Here is an 18,503-nt window from a genome sequence, read left to right on the forward strand (position 1 = left end):
AGCCTACGCAGCGGATCCTCAGCGGCCGGGGAGGGACTCCATGACGTCCCCGAGCAGCGTGATCACGGCCTCCCCCGTGACCGCGCGCTCCCGCACGGCGTCGAGCGTTCCGCGGAACCGGGTGACGACGTCCGGGTCGGTCAGGTGCCGGGTGCCGTCGGCGTCCTCCAGCAGGACCCGGTCGTCGAGCAGCTGGAAGCCCCGCAGGGTCGCGGTGGCGGCCGTGAACGGCTCGACGAGCAGCTCGACCGCGGGGAGGTCCGCGATCACCTGCAGGTAGCCGAGCTGCCGGCGCTGCACCTCGGCCGGGCCGTGGACGCTGCGCAACGCCCCCTCGCCCATCGCCAGGACGACCCGGCGCCCGGGCTCGTGCAGGATCGCCTGCCGCGCCGACCGCGCGGCGACGATCCCCTCGACGTCGACGTGCCCGGCCAGGCCGGGCCGGGCCGCCTGCGTCAGCCACGCCCTGGTGTAGGCGGGGGTCTGGGCGAGCCCCGGCACGAGGTGCGGCTGGTACTCCGCGACCAGGGTGGACGCCCGCTCGAGGTCGCGCAGGTCGTCCTGGAGCGACTCGAGGCCACCCGGCCGGCGGCCTGCGGCGGCGTTCGACACGGTGCTGACGTGCGCGCGGTCGAGGAGGTCGTGCAGGGCGGCGCGGGCCTCGTCGCCGGCACCGGCCGCCCGGGCCCAGCGGTCGAGGTCGCTACGGGTCGGGAGCTGTCGCCCGTGCTCGATCCGGGAGACCTTCGACTGCTGCCAGCCCAGGTGCCGCGCCAGTTCAGACCCCGACCTGAACGGGCCGGCACGCAGCTCGCGCAGGCGGCCGCCGAGCGCCGCAGCGGGGCTGTCGCGGTCCGGACTCACCTACCGGACTCTGCCAGCAGCGCCAGATCGACGGCACGGCGCTTCCATTCGCGGCACCGAGCCAGGTCGTCCGGTGCCGCCGACTCCACCGCACGGAGATCGCCACCGGCGTCGTACCGCATCAACCACGCGACCTCGTCGTCGAACATCCAGAAGTCGGTCGCGCCGTCGATCCCGGCCTCGACGATCCGGCAGTCCTCACCGGCGGCGATGTTCAGCGGGTTCGACCAGTCGATCCGGTAGCGCAGGTACGCCGACAGAGGTCGCCGGACGAGATGAACGCGGCGCATGACGACCCCCTCCGCCGTCCGGCGGCGCACCAACCGGCACCAGTCGTCCTTCGACGGGGTGTCCAGCCAGCTGCCACCGGTTCGGTGACGCTCGGCATTGGGATCTCCGGCATAGAAGTCGAGGGTCTCCAGACGGAAGATCGACTCTCGGGCCGTCTCGAAGCCGCCGAGCAGCGCGGACGGGAACCTCACAGCCATCCGAGGGCGGCGGCGGCGCGCCGCACGATCTCGGGTTCCAGGAGTACGGCCTGTTCGCCGGGCAACGCGTTCGGCAGGAGTCGCATCTCGACGGCCGGTCCCTGGAACACGAGACCACCGGAGTCGAGGTCACGGTGCACCGAGGGACAGCCGACCTCGCCCGAGTTGTTGTCCTTCGCCAGCAGCTGCAGTCGCATATGCCATCTCCATGTTCATGCTGTTCGAAAGTCCATCATCGCCCTCGATCGACGCCAGGTCCAGTCTGGACCTCTGCATGAGATGCGCATAGATTGCGCATATGGCCTTCGGATCGGAACTTCCCCGGAACGACGCGCTGGTCTCCTTCCTCCTCTCCCAGGACGGCCTGCTCGACGCGATCCTCGCCGAGCACGTCGACCGACGCGGCTGGTGTCCCGCCTGCCCCGGTCCGCAGAGCGGTCGGCGCCGCTACCCCTGCGACGTCCGCCTGATCGCCGAGCGCGCCCGACGGGCACGCGACGACCTCACTCCCCCGCCCGCCCGATGATCTGATCCCGGGCTCAGCCCAGGATCCGGGTCAGCGCCGGCCCGACCTGCGCCAGCCGTGACACGGTGTCGTACACACCCCCGCCGCGGGCTGCGAGCGCCCCGGCCGCCCGCAGCGCCGCCGGGTCGGGGTCGCCGGGCTGCGGCAGCAGCACGTGCAGCCGGTCGATCCCGGCGAGCGCGGTGAGCGGGTCGTCGCCGCTGGTGTGCAGGCAGTCCGACAGCAGCACGACGGTGCGCTCCTCGGCGACCGCCCCGGCGAGCTGCACCGAGGCGGCCCGCAGCGCGGCCGCGACGTCGGTGACCCCGTGGCCCCGGACGGCGACCAGCTCGCCGACGAGGTCGTCGGCCGGACGGGGCACGCCCTGTGTGGCGAGCGTCCGCACCTCCGAGCCGAAGACGAGCACGCCGGGGTCCTGCGGCCCGCCCGCGGTCCCGCCACTCGTGCAGGCCAGCACCACGCCCGCGGCGGCGACGGCGGCGAGCGCCACCGCGTCGCCCTGCATCGACCCGGAGACGTCGACGGCCAGCACCACGGCCCTGCGGTGCGCCGTCCAGTCCCGGGTGACGACGTCGGCCGGTCCCGGCCGGCGCGCGTGCGGGCCCGGCTGCCAGCCGTCGAGCGTCCGGTCGAGGTCGAGGTCGCCCTGCCCGCCGGGCCGGGGCCCGAGCCGCCGGGTGCCGCGCGACCGGGCGGGCCCGACCCGGCCCAGCCGCAGGAACACCCGCCCGGCGAGGCGCCGGGCCCGGGCCCGCAGCTGCGCGTCGGTGGCGACCGCGAGATCGGCGAGCAACGCCGCGGCGGCCTCCGGGTCGGCGGCGAGCGCGTCGTCGAACGCGGCGTCGTCGAGCTCGCCGAGCTCCGGCGAGACCGCGGCGAAGCCCTCGTGCCGGGACGCGAGCTCGTCGCGGCCCAGCGTGCGGGGCCCGCGCGCGGGGCGGCCCCGGCGCGAGGTGTCCGGCGCCCCGTCAGCGGGGGCCGGACTCCCGGCTTTTCCCGGACCCTCACCGCCGTCCGCGGGAGGGTTCTCCTCGTCGCCGGGTGCGGGCGGCTCGGGTGGGGACTCGGCGTCGGGCGGCCAGACGTCGTCGAGGATCTCGTCGAGCACCGCCTCCGGGGTCCGGTCGACGCCGTCGGCGACGCGGATCCGGCCGGAGAGCGCCGCGTGCATGGCGTCGCGCGCGGTGTCCCGGCCGGTGGGGTCCTCGCCGCGCATCGCGGCCAGCCCGTCGACGACGTGCGCGAGGTCGATCGCGCCCCGCACCGAGGAGCCGGTGCGGACGTCGCGGTGCTCGCGGGTGCGCCGGGTCAGCGCCACGGCCAGCGCGACGGCCGCCGGGTCGCGCCCGGTCACGGCGCCGGTGATCCGCCGCTCGGCGGCCTCCGGCTGGTAGCCGAGGACGACCCGGCACATCCGGTCGGCGATGGCCTGGCTGACCCGGGCGGTGCCGACGGCGTCGAACGGGTTCATCGCCGCGATCAGCCGGAAGCCGGGCCCGGCGGGGACCGTGCCCAGCCGGGGCACGGTGATCTCGCCCTCGGTGAGGACCGTGATCAGGACGTTCAGCGTCTCCTCGGGGATCCGGTTCATCTCCTCGAGGTAGAGGAGCCCGGAGTCGCCGTCGCCGCGCAGCGCGGTGAGCAGCGGCCCGTCGACGAACGCGGCGGGGACATAGCCGTCGGTCAGGACCTGGGCCGGGTCGAAGGCGCCGACGAGCCGGGCCGGGGTCAGCTCGGCGTTGCCCTCCACGAACACCGTCCGGCGGCCGGACTCGCGCGCGATCGCGTGCAGCAGCGTCGACTTGCCGGTGCCCGGCGGGCCCTCCAGCACGACGTGGCGGCCGGTCGCGAGGGCGACCGTGAGCACCTCGCGCTGCCGGTCGAGCCCGACGAGCGGTACCGGTGACGCACCCGTGGCCTGCGTGACCTGCGGGGACGAGGGGACTGGGGACAGCGCTGTCACCGCGGCGACCTCCTGGTGTCGACTGCCGATCAGCTCACCACACGGGCGCCGGGAACGCACCGGCGTCGATCTACGAACCGTTGACGGCACGTCCGATGTGTGTAGCATCACAGACTCCCGAACCGGCACAGGAGCCACCCACCATGGCCGATGTCGTCAACGCCGACGAGCCCGCCCGTTCCACCCCGATCCCGGCCCCCCGCGGCAGCGCGGACGCCTTCAACGCCGCCGCCCACCTGACGTCCGCGCGGGTCGCCGCGGGCGACGGCGGCCGGACCGCCGTGCGGTTCCCCGGCGGTGCGCTCACCTACGCCCAGCTGACCGACCGCGTCCGCGCGGTGGCCGGGGCGCTGCGCGCCGTGGGCGTGCGTCCCGAGCAGCGCGTCCTGATGGTGATGCCCGACGACGTCGAGCTCTTCACCGCGATCCTCGGCACCATGTGGGCCGGTGCCGTCGCGGTCCCGAGCTCGACCATGCTCACCGGTCGCGAGCTCGCCGTCCTCGTGCGGGACTCCCGCGCGACGACGGTGATCGGCGGCGAGGCGTTCGCCGCGCAGCTCGCCGAGGCCACGGCCGGGGCGCCGGACCTGGAGCGCGTCGTCACCACCGGCCCGGCGGCGCCGGCGACGCCGCCCGGGGTCGCCTCCCTGACCTGGGACGAGCTGCTCGCCGCCGGCGAGCCGATGCCGGAGCCCGCCCCGACCTGGGCGGAGTCGCAGGCGCTGTGGCTCTACACCTCGGGCACCACCGGGCGGCCCAAGGGCGCGATGCACCGGCACAGCGACATCCGGTTCGTCGGCGAGACCTACGGGGCCCAGGTGCTCGGCATCCGGCGCGACGACGTCTGCCTGTCGGTGGCGAAGCTGTTCTTCGCCTACGGCATCGGCAACTCGATGTTCTTCCCGCTGTCGGTGGGCGCCTGCGCGGTGCTGGAGCCCTCGCGGCCGGCCCCGGAGCTGTACTCGCGACTCGCCGAGGAGCACCGGGCGACGCTGTTCTTCGCCGTCCCCAGCTTCTGGGGCCCGATGATCGCCGCCGACCTGCCCCCGGAACGGTTCGCCACCGTGCGCCGGGGCGCCTCGGCCGGGGAGGCGCTCCCGGCCCGGATGTTCCACGGCGTCCGCGACCGCTACGGCTTCGAGGTGCTGGACGGCATCGGGTCCACCGAGGCCCTGCACATCTTCATCTCCAACCGGCCCGGCGAGGTCGTGCCCGGCAGCTCCGGGTTCCCGGTGCCCGGCTACGAGGTGGAGCTCCGCCGCCCGGACGGCAGCGTGATCACCGAGCCGGGCGAGCAGGGGATGCTCTTCGTCGCCGGCGACTCGGTCTGCACCGGCTACTGGTGCCGCACCGAGGTGAACCGGCTGGTGTTCCAGGGCCGCTGGATGCGCACGGGCGACCAGTACGTCCGCAACGCCGACGGGTCCTGGACCTGCCTGGGCCGCGCCGACGACGTCCTCAAGGTCGGTGGCATCTGGGTCTCCCCCGGCGAGGTGGAGACCCGGCTGCTGGAGCACCCCGGGCTGGCCGAGGCGGTCGTCGTCGGGGTGCCGGACGCCGACGGGCTCGACAAGCCGGTCGCGTTCGTGGTGCCGCGCGACGCCGCGGCCGCCCCGAGCTCCGACGAGCTCGTCGCGTTCTGCCGGGACGGGCTGGCGTCGTTCAAGCGTCCCCGGGTCGTCGTCGCGGTGACGGAGCTGCCCAAGACCCCCACCGGGAAGATCCAGCGGTACCGGCTGCGCGAGCAGGCGTCCGGGCTCCCCGGGGTGAGCGGGCAGCAGACCGAAGCACAGACGGTCGTCTGAGGTCCGAGGTGTCGCAATCAGCGACGATCCCTGGCCCGATCCCGGTCGGGCGGGTTCACTCGCAGACGGCACCCGTCACCCGAGGAGCGAGGAGGCCGGAGTGGACACCTGGGCATGGGTCGCGGAGACCCCGGCGAGCTGGGACGACCGCAAGCGGCAGGTGCTGGGGGGCCTGGATCCCGCACTGTTCGGGCTGGGCCGCCCGGAGTCCGGTGACCCGCTGGGCGACGAGTGGTGGCGGGTCGAGGACGGCGCGGGCCGGACCCTCGGCTACGGCCGCCTCGACGGGTCCTGGGGCGACGCGGAGATCCTCCTCCTGGTCCGCCCGGACGCCCGGGGCGGTGGGGTCGGCGCGTTCGTCCTCGCCCACCTGGAGACCGAGGCGGGACGTCGCAGGCTCCACTACATCTACAACGTCGTGCCGCACGGTCACCCCGATCCCGAGCAGGTCACCGAGTGGCTGGCCGGGCACGGGTTCGTCCGCAACGACGTCGGCGAGCTGCGCAAGCAGGTCCCCGCGGGGGTCGTGCAGAACTCGGGCTGAGGCGACACTCCACAAACTTCCGTCGTCGCGTCGTCTTGTTGTAGCCTTTGAACCACCGCGACGACGCGAGGAGGCGCCCGTCCCATGAGCGATGCCGGCCCCACCACCGATGCCGGGTCCCCCGCCGTCGACTTCGACCGGGACCCGTCGACGTACCGGCACTGGCAGCTGGAGATCGACCCGGAGAACCCGGCCGTCGCCCGGGTGAAGCTCGACGTCGACGAGGACGGCGGTCTCGTCCCCGGCTACGAGCTGAAGATGAACTCGTACGACCTCGGCGTCGACATCGAGCTCCACGACATCACCCAGCGGCTCCGCTTCACCCACCCCGGTGTGAAGGCCGTGGTGCTGACCAGCGGACGCGACCGCAACTTCTGCGCCGGGGCGAACATCCGGATGCTCGCCGGGTCGCCGCACCCGTGGAAGGTGAACTTCTGCAAGTTCACCAACGAGACCCGCAACGGCATCGAGGACGCCACCGAGCACTCCGGCCAGCGCTGGATCGCCGCCCTCAACGGCACCGCCGCCGGTGGCGGCTACGAGATGGCGCTGGCCTGCGAGGACATCCTGCTGATCGACGACAACTCGTCGACGGTCGCGCTGCCCGAGGTCCCGCTGCTCGGCGTGCTGCCCGGCACCGGCGGCCTGACCCGGGTCACCGACAAGCGGAAGGTCCGCAAGGACCGCGCCGACGTCTTCGCCACCAGGTCCGAGGGCTTCGGCGGGAAGCAGGCCGTCGAGTGGAAGCTCGTCGACGAGGTGATCCCGAAGCGGAAGTGGGACGAGACGGTCCGGGAGCGGGCCGACGCGGCCGCCGCGGCGTCGTCCCGGCTGCCCGGCGGCGCGGGGATCGAGCTGCCGCCGCTGCAGCGCACCGAGAACGACGAGGGGATCTTCTACCCGCACGTCCGCGCGGAGTTCGACCGCGACCGCGGGCTGGTCGAGATCACCGTCGACGGGCCGGACGGCGGCGTGCCGTCGTCGCTGGAGCGGGTCTACGAGCTGGGCGCGGACTTCTGGCCGCTGGCCGTGACCCGCCAGCTCGACGACCTGGTCCTCCGGCTGCGCAGCAACGAGCTGGAGCTGGGCACCTGGATCGTCCGGACCCGCGGCGACGTCGAGGACGCGCTGGCCTTCGAGAAGGTCATCGAGGAGTACTCGTCGTCGGACTGGCTGGTCAACGAGATCCGGCACTACTTCAAGCGCACCCTCAAGCGGCTCGACGTGACCTCGCGCTCGCTGATCGCGCTGATCGAGCCCGGCTCCTGCTTCGCCGGGGCGCTGCTGGAGCTGGCCCTGGCCTGCGACCGGCAGTACATGCTGGACGGCACGCTCGACGAGGACGACTCGGAGCAGCAGGACGAGGCCCAGATCATGCTCACGGCGTCGAACTTCGGGACGTTCCCGATGGGCAACGGCGTGACCCGGCTGGGCTCGCGGTTCCACGGCGACGACGACCACGTCGCCAAGCTCCGGCAGGAGGTGGGCCGGCGGATCGAGGCGCGCGAGGCGCTGGAGCTCGGCCTGGTCACCGACGCCCCGGACGACATCGACTGGGACGACGAGGTCCGGATCATGCTCGAGGAGCGGGCCTCGCTGTCCCCCGACGCCCTGACGGGGATGGAGGCCAACCACCGCTTCGTCGGGCCGGAGACGATGGAGAGCCGCATCTTCGGACGGCTCACCGCCTGGCAGAACTGGATCTTCGTGCGCCCGAACGCCTCCGGACCGGAGGGCGCACTGCGCAAGTACGGGACGGGCCGCAGGGCCGACTTCGACCGCAAGCGGGTGTGAAGCAATGTCGATCGACTACACCGAGAAGATCCCGAACAACGTCGACCTCGCCGGCGACCGGAAGCTGCAGCGGGCGCTGGAGTCGTGGCAGCCGAACTTCATCAACTGGTGGAAGACGATGGGCCCGGCCGTGCCGACCCAGGACGTCTACCTGCGCACCGCCGTCGACGTCGGCAAGGAGGGCTGGGCGCAGTTCGGCCACGTCGCGATGGAGGAGTACCGCTGGGGCGTGTTCCTCGCCGAGCGCGGGGACGACCGGCGGATCGCGTTCGGCGAGAACCGCGGCGAGCCGGTGTGGCAGCAGGTGCCCGGCGAGTACCGCGCCGACCTGCAGCGGCTGATCGTCATCCAGGGCGACACCGAGCCGGCGTCGGTGGAGCAGCAGCGCCGCCTCGGGGAGACCGCGCCCAGCCTCTACGACCTGCGGAACCTGTTCCAGGTCAACGTCGAGGAGGGCCGGCACCTCTGGGCGATGGTGTACCTGCTGCACGCCTACTTCGGCCGCAACGGCCGCGAGGAGGCGGAGGCGCTGCTGCACCGCAACTCCGGCGACCTGGACAGCCCGCGGATCCTCGGCGCGTTCAACGAGGAGACGCCGGACTGGCTCAGCTTCTACATGTTCACCTACTTCACCGACCGGGACGGCAAGTACCAGCTCGGCACGCTGAAGGAGTCGGCGTTCGACCCGCTGTCGCGGACCTGCGAGTTCATGCTCAAGGAGGAGGCCCACCACATGTTCGTGGGCACCACCGGCATCGACCGCGTGATCCAGCGGACCTGCGAGCTGATGCGCGAGCACGACACCGCCGACATCGCCCCGCACGGCGGCGTCCCGCTGGACGTGATCCAGAAGTACATCAACTTCCACTACTCGGTGTCGCTGGACCTGTTCGGGTCCGAGCAGTCGACGAACGCGGCCAACTACTTCACCGCCGGCCTCAAGGGCCGCTGGCAGGAGGAGCGCCGCCACGACGACCACCTCCTCACCGATGACGGCTACGACATGGAGCAGGTGCACGACGGCGCGGTGGTCACCGACCAGGTCCCGGCCCTGCTCGCGCTGAACCTGGACCTGCGCAACGAGTACGTGAAGGACTGCCGGTCCGGGCTGAAGCGCTGGAACCGGATCCTCGAGAAGAACGGCTTCGACGGGCGCGTGTACCTGCCGCACGTCGGCTTCAACCGCGAGGTCGGGCTGTTCTCCGGGCACCACGTGACGCCGAAGGGCGATCTCGTCAGCTCGGACGCGTGGGAGGCCCGCAAGGACGGCTGGCTGCCGACGGACGCCGACCGCACGCACGTCCAGAACCTGATGCGGCCCGTCTACGAGCCCGGGAAGATCGCCGGCTGGATCGCGCCGCCGTCGAACGGGATCAACGGGAAGCCGTTCGAGTACGAGTACGTGCACTTCGCCTGAGGTGCAGCAGGGCGACCCCGGCGGCGACGACGAGTGTCGTCGCCGCCCCGGGGACGCTCCCCCGCGCCAGCAGCACCGTCACCACCTCGCCGGCGGCGGCCGCCCCGGCCGTCGCCGTGCAGACCGTGAGGGACGCCGGCCGCCCGGCCGACGCCAGCAGCGCGTGCGCGAGGATCACACCGCCCACCAGGGAGGTCACCGCGCCGAACGGCACCCCGGCCACGATCCCGGCGAGGACGACGCCGAACGCCGCGGTGGCGGGTGGTTCCCAGCGGTGTGCCGGGGTGTCGTCCGCGGTGCCGCCGTACCGGATCCGCGCCTGGCCCAGGCGGTCCGCCGAGTAGCGCCAGCGCGCCCACGGCGAGTCCGGCTTCGCGACCCGGGCGACGCCGACGATGCCGATCACCGAGACGACCGACAGCGGTGCGAGCAGGGCGATGCGGCGCTTGCCCTTGAGCCAGTGGACGGTGCCGACGGTCGTGACCAGGGTCAGCAGGGCCCCGGCCGGGACGAGGACGTCGTCGATCGGGTCGAGTCCGCCCGTCACGTCGCGCGCCGTCGTCGCATCGGTCCAGGATGCGGGTGATCCGGTGGCGCCGCGCGGCCACGGACCCGGGGCTCCGGGCCGGCGTCAGCCCCCGGCGGGTCCCGCCCCCGGGTCCGGCGGTGCCACGGCCGGGCACTGCACGTCCGACCGGTCCCCCGCCACCCGGTCCGGCAGGGCACCGGTGAGCAGGTAGTCGGCCACCCGGTCGTCCACACACGACACCCCGGACAGCGACGCCGAGTGGGTGTGCCCGCCGACGCCCTCGATCAGCGACGACCCGGGGAACGTCCGGCGCGCCTGCAGCGCACCCTCGTACGGGGTGGCGCCGTCGTAGGTCTCGGAGATCAGCAGCGGTCCCTGGTCGAGGGTCCCCTCGACCGTCGCGGCCGGTCCGGGCGGCACCGGCCAGTCCCGGCAGGGCGCGTTGTACCAGGCGTTGCCCCAGGTCTCGAACGGCGCCGTCGCGTCGGTCTCCGTGTTGTCGCGCCGCCAGGTGTCCCAGTCCTGCGGGAACGGGGCGTCGGTGCACTGGGTGGCGAGGTAGACGGCGTAGTTGTTGTCGTCGGTCGGCGACCCGGCCTGCCCGAAGGCGGCGGTGAGGGCCACGGCGTCGCCACGGGTGCCTGCGACGAACGCCTCGGCGACCGTCGTGTACTCCCCGACGTTGTACCCGGCGCGCAGGAAGATGTCGGTCCACTCCGACGAGCCGATCCGACCGCCGGCCGGCCTCGTCCGGAACTGCTCGCGCAGGTCGTAGTACCGCTTCTCGACGGCGTCGCCGGTGGTGCCGAGGTGGTAGGTGGCGTCGTTCTTCGCGACCCAGTCGAAGAACGCGCCGATGTTGCGCTCGAACGCGACGTCCTGGTTGAGGTTGCCCTGGTACCACCAGTCCCGCGGGTCGATGACGCCGTCGAGCACCATCCGGCGGACCCGGTCCGGGAACGTGCTCGCGTAGACCTGCCCGAGGTACGTGCCGTAGGAGAAGCCGTAGTAGTTGATCTGTTCGGCGCCGAGTGCCTGCCGGAGGAGGTCCATGTCACGCACCGTGTCCTCAGTGCGCAGGTGCTCCAGCAGCTCCCCGCCCTTCTCGGCGCAGGCCCGGGCGTACGCCTTCACCCGGGGCAGCCAGGCCGCCTCGGCGCCGTGCTCGGGGCGGTAGTCGGGGCGGGCGTAGCCGCCGTAGCCGGGATCGCAGCTGAGGGCGGGCCTGCTCTCGCCGACGCCGCGCGGGTCGAAGCCGATCCAGTCGTAGGCCGCGCCCGCGTCCTTCGGGACGGCCGAGCCGAGCCGGCTCAGCCCGACCCCGGGCCCACCGGGTCCGCCCGGGTTCACGAGGACGACGCCCTGGTAGCGGTCCTGCGGCACGGTGTGCCGGACCCGGGAGACCGCGAGCTGGACCGTCTCCCCGCCGGGGTCGGCGTGGTCGAGCGGGACGGTCAGGAAGCCGCACTCGGCGCCGGCCGTCGTCAGGGACGGGGTGCTGCACGGGCCCCACGCGATGGCCGGTGCGGCCGGGGCCGCGACCGCGGGCGTGGCGGTGCCGACGGCCACCCCCATCGCGACGACGAGTGACACGAGCGTCCTGCGCACCGACCCCACCTCTCCGGGCACCCGGTGCCCGTCCCCCGACCGAGAGCGGTGACGTTGCCATTCGCAACGCTCAGCTCACAATCACCACGCCGGGCGGCGACACGATCGGATGAGCGGGGTTGCCGTCAACGGCCGCAGAGGCCACCGGTGCAGCCGGCGCAGCGCGCCCGGGGCAGCAGCGACTCGATCACGTCGGCCGCCTGCGCCGCGCCGCCCGCGGCCCGGGCGACGGCCTTCTGCTCGGCGCAGCGCCGTGCCACGTCCTCCGACGACGACACCCGCAGCACCGCCTCCCGCAGGCTCTCCGGGGTGACCTCGCCGGCAGGCAGGTGCTCGCCGACGCCGAGCCCGGCGATCACGTCCGCGTTGCCGAACTGGTCGACGGCCTGCGGCACGGCGACCATCGGGACGCCGTGCCAGAGCCCCTCCGAGCAGCCGCCCATCCCGGCGTGCGTCACGAACGCCGACGCCTGCGCGAGCACCGCGAGCTGCGGCACCCACTCCCGGACGACGACGTCGCCGGGGATCTCGCCGAGGTCGGCGCGGTCGACGTGCGGGCCGGTCGCGAGCACCGTCGTCCACCCGGTCCCGTGCATCGCCGCGATGCAGTCGCGCCAGAACCGTGGCCGGTCGTTGTAGGCGGAGCCGAGCGAGACCAGCAGCAGCGGGTTCCGCGGCTTCGGCCAGAGCCCCTGGTGCGAGCGGTCGCCGATGACCGGCCCGACGAAGGTGTAGCGCTCCCGGTCGACGCGGTCCGCGTGCGGCTGCATGGCCTCCGGGATCAGCACGACCGACCGGTCCGGGCGGCCCAGGAACTCCCGGTTCCCGACGCCGGCGCCGACCTCGGCCAGCCAGGCGTCCAGCTCGGCACGCCACGCCAGCCCCTCGGGGGCGTCGAGGAACGCGAAGGCGTCGGCCATGTCCTCGGAGAACCCGTCCCAGGCGACCATGTGCGGGGCGAGCTCCACCCGGGGCAGCCCCCACACCCGGGAGAGCGCGTGCCCGGCCCATCCGCTGCCGTCGTAGCAGACGACGTCGGGGTGCTCGTACTGCAGCGCGTCGGCGATCTGCTCGTAAGCGGAACGGGCCTCGCCGGAGAACAGCCGCATCGCCTCGACCCCGCCCTCGGGCCACTGCTCGCCGCGAGCCGGGTCGGGCAGGTCGGTGCGGATCCGCAGCGCGGTCGCACCGGTGGCGGAGACCGCGTCGGCGAAACGCTCGGGAACCGGGTAGGTGACGCGGTGCCCGCGGGCGACCAGCTCCGCCATCACCGGCAGGTTGGGGTGGACGTGGCCGTGCGCGGCGACGGTGGACATCAGGACGTGGCTCATGGCACCACCGATCCTCCCCCGCGCCGGTGCCGTCGCGCAGCCGGGTTCCTTGACCGCGCCGCCCGGCCCCGGCGAGGATCACCGCCCGTGGATCTCCTGCGCGGGCCGGCCCCGGCCCCGGCGGCCGGCGCGTAGTGGCCCGGCTGCGCTGCGACGTCGTCGCCGACTCCCTCGGTCTGGCCACGTCGATCACCGTCCTGCTGCCGCAGCCGTCGCGCACCCGGATCGGCGCCGGCGTCCGCGATCCCGGCGCGCCGCCCCCGGTGCTCTACCTGCTGCACGGACTGTCCGACGACGACACGGCGTGGACCCGCTACACCGCGATCGAGCGCTACGCCGACGAGCTCGGGCTGGCCGTCGTCATGCCGCAGGTGCACCGCAGCTTCTACACCGACCAGGCCTACGGCGGCCGGTACCGGACGTGGATCGAGCAGGAGCTCCCCGAGCTGGTCGGCCGGTTCTTCCGGGTGTCCGGCGACCCGGACCGGACGTTCGTGGCGGGCCTGTCGATGGGCGGCTACGGCGCGCTGGGCTGGGCGCTGCGCGATCCCGGCCGGTTCGGCGCCGCCGCGTCGCTGTCGGGGGTGCTGGACATCGGCGCGCTGATCCAGGGCCCGCCGCGGGAGGAGGACCCGCGGATCTGGGACCGGATCTTCGGCGGGGACCCGGTGACGGGCACCGGCGACGACCTGTTCACGCTGGTCGACCGCCTGCCCGCGGCCGCTCCCCCGCTGTACGTCTGCGCGGGCACCGAGGACCCGCTGCACCCGCACGCGGAGCGGTTCACCCGGCACGCCCGCGCCGCCGGGATCGACGTGACCGGCCACGACGGGCCCGGCGGGCACGAGTGGTCCTACTGGGACGCCCGGATCCGGGACGTCCTGGACTGGCTGCCGCTCCCGCGGTGACCCGGGCCGCTCCCCGTCAGGGCAGGTCGCGGACCAGGCGGGCGGTGCCGTAGCCGCCGTGCAGGACGAGATCGGTGCCGTCGATCTCGGCGCGGTCGGCCTCGGCGATCCAGCGGGCGACCGGCACGTTCTCGCAGGCGATCATCGTGCTCATCCCGGAGGTGCCGGTGACGGCGCCGCCGGGGCCCACCGCCCAGGTGCCGCTCTGGCCGTTGCAGCCGTCGGACCCCGTCCAGGCGCCGCCGTCGGCGAACTCGGCGAACGCCCGGCCCTGCGCGGTGCCGTCGGCGGGGTACCAGCGGCCCAGCAGGTCGCCCGCGGCCGCGGGGCGGGGGCCGGGGGCGGCGCCGGACGGGCCGGCGGCGGCGTCGGCGCAGCCGGCGAGCACCAGCACGACCAGCAGCGCCGGTCCGAGCAGCATCCGTGCGGTCATGGTTCCTCTCCTCCGTCGGCTCCCACCTCTACCGCGGTTCACCGGCCGGGCGCACCCCCGCGGACCATGCGGGCGAGCTCGGTGCCCGCGCCGTCGCGCAGGACCAGGACGTCACGCTCCACGACGGCCGTCGCCGCGCACTCGAACCACCGCCCGATCGGGACGTTCTCGCAGGCCATCCGGGTGGTGGGCCCGCAGGTCCCGGCGAAGGCGCCGCCGGGACCGGCCGACCAGGTGCCGCGCAGCCGGTTGCAGCCGTCGGAGCCGGTCCAGCCGCCGCCGTCGGCGAGCTCGGCGAACGCCCGGCCCTGCGCGGTGCCGTCGGCCGGGACCCAGCGGCCGGTCAGGTCAGCCGGCGTCGTCGTCACGGTGCGCGGCACCGAGCTCGAAGGCGGGCAGGCAGACGGCGACGTACTCGGCGCCCTCCGGGCCGGGCGAGCTGTAGCGGACCCACTCGCCCGGGGTGGTGTGCACGGCCTGGCCGGCGGCCACGGTGAGCTCGCCGCCCGCGTGCTCGACGCGCAGCTCCCCGCGCAGGACGAGGGTGTACTCGTCGAACTCGGGGGTCTGGCCGGGCTCGGCCCAGCCGGACGGGCTGCGCATGTGCGCCAGCGAGACCCGGTCGGTGCCGGTGTTCACCCGGCCGACGTGCTCGTCGATGGTCTTCGGCGGGGTGCCTGCGGCGGTGACCCGGCTCGCGTTCTCGATCAGGTTCGGCATGGCCCCATCCTCGTCACGTGGTCCGGGTCAGCCGTCACGGGGCGGCCGCGGTGCGGGCAGCGCCGGCCCGGGACGCCGGTCCACCGGCTCCGCCGGGAACGGTCCGCCGTGGACGGACAGGTCGATCCGGACCATCCGCGCCCGCGGGAACACCAGCCCCGTCTGGTCCGGCTCGGGCCGCAGCGGGTGCCGGTAGTGCGTGCGGACCCAGCTGCGGTTCCGCCAGTGCCCCTCGACCCTGACCACGGCCCACCTCCCGGGTGTCACCCGTCAGGAAAGCACGGACCCCCGACGGTCGTCGTCGGTCAGGAGGCGGTGCATCCGGCGGAACAGGCCGTCGGCGGCGGCGAGCTCGGCGTGCGTGCCGGACTGCACCACCCGTCCGCGGTCGAGGACGTGGATGCGGTCCGCGGACTGCAGCGTCGACAGCCGGTGCGCGACGACGATCACGGTGCGACCGGCCGTCAGCCGTTCCAGACCGGCCATGACCAGGGACTCGGACACGGCGTCGAGCCCGGAGGTCGGCTCGTCGAGGATGACGACCGGCGCGTCGCGGGCCAGCGCGCGGGCGATCGCGACGCGCTGGCGCTGCCCGCCCGACAGCGTCGTCCCGCGCTCGGTGAGCACGGTGTCCCAGCCGTCCGGGAGGCGCTCGGCGAACTCGTCGACGTGCGCGGCGCGGCCGGCCTCGATCAGCTGCGCGCGGGTCGCGTACGGGGCGCCGAAGCGGATGTTGTCGAGGATCGTCCCGGAGAGCAGCACCGGGTCCTGCGGGACGACCGCGACCTGGTCCCGCAGGGAGCGGCCGGTGACGGTGCGGACGTCGTGCCCGTCGAGCAGCACGGCACCGGCGTCGACGTCGTGCAGCCGCAGGACCAGGCCGCCGACCGTGGACTTGCCCGCGCCGGTGGGCCCGGCCAGCGCGACGGTCTCGCCCGGCCGGGCGACGATCGACACGTCGTGCAGCACCGGGTGCGCCGGGTCGTAGCCGAACCGGACGCCGCGCAGCTCGACGTGTCCCCGCAGCCGGGGCAGCGGGCGGGCACCGGGTGCGTCGGCGACGTCCGGGACGGTGTCGAGGACCTCGCAGATCCGGTCCGCGGACGCCTGCCCCTTGCTGATCGTCGTCTGCAGCTTCGCGAGCTGCCGGACGGGCTGGTAGAGCCGCTCGTTGTAGGTGAGGAACACCAGCAGGACCCCGAGGTCCATCGACCCGTCGAGCACCCGCAGCGAGCCGGCCAGCAGCACCACCGCGCGTCCGGTGTGGACCAGCACGTCGACGACGGCGGGCAGCCGGGCGGCGTGGTCGACCCGGTGCAGGCCGGCCGCCATCCGCTCGCGGCCGTGCCCGCGGAAGCGGGACTCCGAGCGGGCCTCGCCGGCGAACGTCTTCACCAGCCGGATCGCGCCGAGCGACTCGACGGCGTGCGCGGCGACCCGGCCCTCCGCGGCGCGGGCGACCGACGCCCAGGACTTGATGATCACCCGGTAGTGCACGAGGACGGCGTAGAGCGCCGGCCCCACGGCCAGGGACAGCAGCGCGAACGCCGGGTCCACCACCAGGGTCACCGCGACGATCCCGACCAGCAGCGTCGCGTTCGGCAGCAGCACCGACAGCACCGCCACCAGCAGCGACTGCACCGTCGAGGTGTCGGCGGTGAGCCGGTTGCCGAGGTCGCCGACGCGCTGACCGTCGTGGTAGCGCAGCGGCAGCGCCTGCAGGTGCACGAACAGCCGGTGCCGCAGGTCGGCCAGCAGCCGCTCCCCGACCCCGGCGAGCACCCGTTCCGCCCCGTAGGTCGCGGCGGCCCCCGCGGCCGCGGCCAGGCACAGCGCCAGCGCGCACGCCGCGGCCAGGCCGGCACCGGTCCCGGTCACGGCGGCGACGGGCTCCAGCAGGTCCGGCACCCCCGCCCCGCCGAGCACCGCGTCGACGACGACGGCCAGCGGCCACGGCAGCAGCAGCGCCAGCCCGGCGGCGACGACCGTCAGCAGCCCGCCCGCGGCGAGCCGGCGGCGGTGCGGGACCAGCAGGTCCCGGAACCGCCACAGCACCGCGGTCACCGGGTCACCCGCCCCGGCGGGGCGTGCTCGGCCGCCACCCCCGCCACGACGACGCGGTCGCGCTCCCGGGTCAGCCGCCCGGCCGCGTCCCGCAGCGGCACCCAGGCCACGCCGTCGACCTCGGCCGGGTCCGGGCGGCCGGTCGCCCCGGTGAGCGGGGTCATCAGCCAGTACCGGACCTGTTTGGCGCGGCGGTTGCGGTCCCGGTAGCGGACGCCCGTCACCTCGGCTCCGGCCCGGCAGCGCAGGCCGGTCTCCTCCCGCACCTCGCGCAGCGCCGCGTCGACGTCGGCCTCGCCCGGCTCCACCGCCCCCTTCGGCAGCGACCAGTCACCGCGCCGGGTCCGGTGCACGAGCAGCACCTCGGGACCGTCCGGGCCGGACCGCAGGACGACACCGCCCGCGGCGCGCCGGGCCGGGCCGGTCGTGTCGACGGGCAGCAGGTCCCGCAGCGCGGCCAGGTCGGCGAGCGGTCCGGCGAGCCCGGGTGGGCCGGTGGCGAGCAGCGCGTCCCGGGCGGGCCCCGGTGGGAGGTCGGCGGCCGTCACGGCGGTGCCGGCGAACAGGGTCGCGGCGGTGCCGGCCAGCAGCGCCGTGGCGGCCCGGTCCTGCAGGTCGCCGGCGACCGCGGCGACGACGGCGGGCCCGGAGCGGTGCCGGGCCCCCGGATCGCCGCCGAGCCCCGCGTCGGACGCCAGGGCGAGCACGATCCGCAGCTCGGCGGCGCGCCGGTGGACCGCGCCGGCGTCGCGGGGGTCGGTGTCGCGGGTGAGCTTGCGGAACCGCCGGTGCAGCAGCGGCGGGAGCAGCACGGTCGCGGGCAGGCCGGGGTCGCCGAGCGGGGCACCGTCGCGGAGCGGGATCCGGCCGGACGCGAGCTCGTCGAGGCACCCGTCGAGGCCGGCCCCGGTCACGACGAGCGGGGAGCGGCGGCGCAGGCGCAGGAGCGCGTCCCGGCGGGCCCGTGCCTCGCCGTCGCCGGCGACGGTGCCGAGCAGGTCGATCCGGACGTCCAGGTCGTGCCGCGCGGCGAGGTCACGGGCGGGTGCGTCGGTCGCGGCCCGGCACCGGACGGCGTGCTCCCGGTCGAGCAGCGGACGCAGCGAGCGGAGCTCGGTGCGCAGGGTGCCGAGTGCGTCGAGCGCGGCGGCGACCGACGGCGGGTCGGGCTCACCGGAGCGGGCGACGGTCCGCAGCCAGGCGGCCGCCGTCGCCGCGCTGCCGGCGAGCCGGGCCCGGGCCAGCGGTCCGGTGGCGGGCGGGCCGGCGTGGAACGCCCGGACCGGTGGGGTTCCCGCCGGCTCCCCGAGGGCCGCGGAGCCGGGTCGCGCGGCGGGATGCACGGGGGCGGGGTGCGCGGGCGCGGCGGGCGCGGCGGCGGTGGAGGTCGACACGCGAGGAACGGTGCCCGGCGGCCGGGTAACGGCACGCTGTGTGCGGGTTAAGCGTCGCCCGGACGCCGTGGAACACCCCTGGGGGGTATCGGTGTTGCACGCGACCGGCGATCCG

At 74.8% G+C, this 18,503-nt stretch carries 19 protein-coding genes; 6 read left to right on the forward strand and 13 right to left on the reverse strand.

The genetic code is table 11. From position 1 onward, the window contains the following. Positions 1-18 precede the first annotated feature (18 nt). The 3 genes from AD017_RS07435 to AD017_RS07445 are packed head-to-tail and all read right to left on the reverse strand — an operon-like array spanning position 19 to position 1,549. Positions 19-864 carry a helix-turn-helix transcriptional regulator gene (locus AD017_RS07435; protein WP_060573693.1) on the reverse strand — a complete coding sequence of 282 codons (846 nt, stop codon included), beginning with the start codon at positions 862-864 and terminating at the stop codon, positions 19-21. Beyond that, positions 861-1,346: a DUF6879 family protein gene (locus AD017_RS07440; RefSeq protein WP_060573694.1), complete on the reverse strand. Its 486-nt coding sequence runs from the start codon at positions 1,344-1,346 to the stop codon at positions 861-863. Before AD017_RS07440 ends, AD017_RS07435 begins: the two co-directional genes overlap by 4 nt. Further along, a complete protein-coding gene (locus AD017_RS07445; RefSeq protein ID WP_060573695.1) occupies positions 1,343-1,549 on the reverse strand; it encodes a hypothetical protein in 207 nt (68 codons plus the stop codon). The genes AD017_RS07440 and AD017_RS07445 overlap by 4 nt, the downstream gene beginning before the upstream one ends. A gap of 101 nt (positions 1,550-1,650) precedes the next feature. Here AD017_RS07445 and AD017_RS07450 point away from each other — a divergent pair, with 101 nt between their 5' ends. Beyond that, complete coding sequence (locus tag AD017_RS07450) at positions 1,651-1,878, forward strand: hypothetical protein (protein WP_060573697.1); 228 nt, start codon at positions 1,651-1,653, stop codon at positions 1,876-1,878. 13 nt (positions 1,879-1,891) lie between these two features. On the opposite strand, the gene AD017_RS33275 is transcribed toward AD017_RS07450, so the two are convergent. Then, the gene (locus tag AD017_RS33275; protein WP_082538353.1) at positions 1,892-3,841 is read right to left on the reverse strand and encodes an AAA family ATPase; all 1,950 of its coding nucleotides are present in this window, start codon (positions 3,839-3,841) and stop codon (positions 1,892-1,894) included. A 143-nt stretch (positions 3,842-3,984) separates the two neighbouring features. On the opposite strand from AD017_RS33275, the gene AD017_RS07460 reads away from it, so the two are divergent. The 4 genes from AD017_RS07460 to boxB all read left to right on the forward strand — a co-directional run bounded on the left by AD017_RS07460 (position 3,985) and on the right by boxB (position 9,401). Beyond that, positions 3,985-5,646, forward strand: a complete 1,662-nt coding sequence (locus AD017_RS07460; RefSeq protein ID WP_082399104.1) for a benzoate-CoA ligase family protein — start codon at positions 3,985-3,987, stop codon at positions 5,644-5,646. Positions 5,647-5,746: 100 nt separating this feature from the next. Then, on the forward strand, positions 5,747-6,190 hold the full coding sequence (locus AD017_RS07465) for a GNAT family N-acetyltransferase (RefSeq protein ID WP_060573699.1): 444 nt from the start codon (positions 5,747-5,749) through the stop codon (positions 6,188-6,190). Positions 6,191-6,274: 84 nt separating this feature from the next. Beyond that, entirely contained in the window at positions 6,275-7,984 is a 1,710-nt protein-coding gene (gene boxC / locus AD017_RS07470) for a 2,3-epoxybenzoyl-CoA dihydrolase (RefSeq protein WP_060573700.1), read from the forward strand. A 4-nt stretch (positions 7,985-7,988) separates the two neighbouring features. Further along, positions 7,989-9,401 carry a benzoyl-CoA 2,3-epoxidase subunit BoxB gene (gene boxB, locus AD017_RS07475; protein ID WP_010225253.1) on the forward strand — a complete coding sequence of 471 codons (1,413 nt, stop codon included), beginning with the start codon at positions 7,989-7,991 and terminating at the stop codon, positions 9,399-9,401. Here boxB and AD017_RS07480 read toward each other — a convergent pair. The 3 genes from AD017_RS07480 to AD017_RS07490 form a co-directional block, all read right to left on the reverse strand. Then, the gene (locus AD017_RS07480) at positions 9,358-9,948 is read right to left on the reverse strand and encodes a hypothetical protein (RefSeq protein ID WP_060573703.1); all 591 of its coding nucleotides are present in this window, start codon (positions 9,946-9,948) and stop codon (positions 9,358-9,360) included. The genes boxB and AD017_RS07480 overlap by 44 nt on opposite strands. Before the next feature lie 84 nt (positions 9,949-10,032). Then, entirely contained in the window at positions 10,033-11,538 is a 1,506-nt protein-coding gene (locus AD017_RS07485; RefSeq protein WP_227012687.1) for an alpha/beta hydrolase, read from the reverse strand. Between the two features lie 125 nt (positions 11,539-11,663). Then, positions 11,664-12,869 carry a macrolide family glycosyltransferase gene (locus AD017_RS07490; protein ID WP_010225259.1) on the reverse strand — a complete coding sequence of 402 codons (1,206 nt, stop codon included), beginning with the start codon at positions 12,867-12,869 and terminating at the stop codon, positions 11,664-11,666. Between the two features lie 134 nt (positions 12,870-13,003). Between AD017_RS07490 and AD017_RS07495 the strand changes: the two genes are divergently transcribed. Then, the gene (locus AD017_RS07495) at positions 13,004-13,777 is read left to right on the forward strand and encodes an alpha/beta hydrolase family protein (protein ID WP_010225261.1); all 774 of its coding nucleotides are present in this window, start codon (positions 13,004-13,006) and stop codon (positions 13,775-13,777) included. Between the two features lie 16 nt (positions 13,778-13,793). Here the strand turns inward: AD017_RS07495 and AD017_RS07500 are convergent, their stop codons facing one another. The 6 genes from AD017_RS07500 to AD017_RS36105 are packed head-to-tail and all read right to left on the reverse strand — an operon-like array spanning position 13,794 to position 18,388. Further along, positions 13,794-14,210, reverse strand: coding sequence for an META domain-containing protein (locus AD017_RS07500; protein WP_060573707.1), 417 nt, complete (start codon positions 14,208-14,210; stop codon positions 13,794-13,796). A 38-nt stretch (positions 14,211-14,248) separates the two neighbouring features. Then, complete coding sequence (locus AD017_RS07505) at positions 14,249-14,578, reverse strand: META domain-containing protein (RefSeq protein WP_075314005.1); 330 nt, start codon at positions 14,576-14,578, stop codon at positions 14,249-14,251. Beyond that, positions 14,559-14,930, reverse strand: a complete 372-nt coding sequence (locus tag AD017_RS07510; RefSeq protein ID WP_010227440.1) for a cupin domain-containing protein — start codon at positions 14,928-14,930, stop codon at positions 14,559-14,561. The genes AD017_RS07505 and AD017_RS07510 overlap by 20 nt, the downstream gene beginning before the upstream one ends. A 27-nt stretch (positions 14,931-14,957) precedes the next feature. Then, on the reverse strand, positions 14,958-15,176 hold the full coding sequence (locus AD017_RS07515) for a hypothetical protein (protein WP_010227438.1): 219 nt from the start codon (positions 15,174-15,176) through the stop codon (positions 14,958-14,960). Positions 15,177-15,200: 24 nt separating this feature from the next. Next, a complete protein-coding gene (locus tag AD017_RS07520) occupies positions 15,201-16,994 on the reverse strand; it encodes an ABC transporter ATP-binding protein (RefSeq protein WP_060573711.1) in 1,794 nt (597 codons plus the stop codon). After that, positions 16,991-18,388 (reverse strand): NUDIX hydrolase, encoded by a 1,398-nt coding sequence (locus AD017_RS36105; RefSeq protein WP_060573713.1) that lies wholly within the window; start codon positions 18,386-18,388, stop codon positions 16,991-16,993. Before AD017_RS36105 ends, AD017_RS07520 begins: the two co-directional genes overlap by 4 nt. Positions 18,389-18,503: the final 115 nt, after the last annotated feature.

Source organism: Pseudonocardia sp. EC080619-01 (genome assembly GCF_001420995.1).
Lineage (GTDB): Bacteria > Actinomycetota > Actinomycetes > Mycobacteriales > Pseudonocardiaceae > Pseudonocardia.

What these genes read in the sequence shown, in the direction of transcription:
- AD017_RS07450 (WP_060573697.1), top strand. Translation starts at nt 1,651, where the DNA reads ATGGCCTTCGGATCGGAACTTCCCCGGAACGACGCGCTGGTCTCCTTC.
- AD017_RS07510 (WP_010227440.1), bottom strand. Translation starts at nt 14,930, where the DNA reads ATGCCGAACCTGATCGAGAACGCGAGCCGGGTCACCGCCGCAGGCACC.
- AD017_RS07460 (WP_082399104.1), top strand. Translation starts at nt 3,985, where the DNA reads ATGGCCGATGTCGTCAACGCCGACGAGCCCGCCCGTTCCACCCCGATC.
- boxB (WP_010225253.1), top strand. Translation starts at nt 7,989, where the DNA reads ATGTCGATCGACTACACCGAGAAGATCCCGAACAACGTCGACCTCGCC.
- AD017_RS07490 (WP_010225259.1), bottom strand. Translation starts at nt 12,869, where the DNA reads ATGAGCCACGTCCTGATGTCCACCGTCGCCGCGCACGGCCACGTCCAC.
- boxC (WP_060573700.1), top strand. Translation starts at nt 6,275, where the DNA reads ATGAGCGATGCCGGCCCCACCACCGATGCCGGGTCCCCCGCCGTCGAC.
- AD017_RS07500 (WP_060573707.1), bottom strand. Translation starts at nt 14,210, where the DNA reads ATGACCGCACGGATGCTGCTCGGACCGGCGCTGCTGGTCGTGCTGGTG.
- AD017_RS07445 (WP_060573695.1), bottom strand. Translation starts at nt 1,549, where the DNA reads ATGCGACTGCAGCTGCTGGCGAAGGACAACAACTCGGGCGAGGTCGGC.